Origin of the sequence: Idiomarina sp. ST20R2A10, assembly GCF_051842345.1 — a bacterium.
Lineage (GTDB): Bacteria > Pseudomonadota > Gammaproteobacteria > Enterobacterales > Alteromonadaceae > Idiomarina > Idiomarina loihiensis.
In genome coordinates, this window is the sequence record NZ_JBNIEY010000027.1 from 1 (window position 1) to 660 (window position 660).

The 660-nt window shown below is 50.3% G+C and carries 1 protein-coding gene; it reads right to left on the minus strand.

Features of this window, described 5'->3' with window-relative positions:
• Window positions 1-660: FAD-dependent oxidoreductase (locus ACP7H9_RS14160; protein ID WP_439222925.1), on the minus strand; the 660-nt coding region annotated here is incomplete at both ends.

Sequence of the window (660 nt, forward strand, 5' to 3'; positions counted from 1 at the left end):
TTTAAGCCTTCTACCATCGTAAGGTATGGGAAGAGCTCATCAGCCAACTCATTGACTGTCATTCCTGCTCTTATCGCCATTACAGCAGCTTGAATCAACTCACCAGCTTCTCCTGCGACGACTTGAACACCGAGCAGCCGGCCGCTGCCACTTTCTGCGACAATTTTTATAAACCCTTGGGTATCGAAGTTAACCAATGCCCGTGGGACATTTTCAAGGCCCAACGTGCGGCTTTCGGTGACGTAACCACCAGTTTTAGCATCAGCTTCTGATAAACCCACCGTGGCGACTTGTGGATCAGTAAAGATAACCTCGGGCATGGCACTGAGATCAAGATGCGCATCACCGCCCGTCATGTTAATAGCGGCTCGGCTGCCGCCTGCGGCGGCGACATAGACAAACTTCGGCTGATTCGTACAGTCGCCTGCCGCATATACTCTTGAGTTAGAGGTTTGCATGCGATCGTTAATCGTTATTGCACCGCGTTCAGTTTGTACACCGATGGTTTTTAAATCGAGGTTTTCCGTATTGGGCGTACGGCCTGTGGCCACGAGCAGTTGTTCTGCTTTTAATGTTCCGGCATTGGTTTTGAGAATGAAGTGTTGTCCGTCGTAACGCACTTCGCTGGCTTCTGTATGCTCAAGCACATTGATGCCTTCG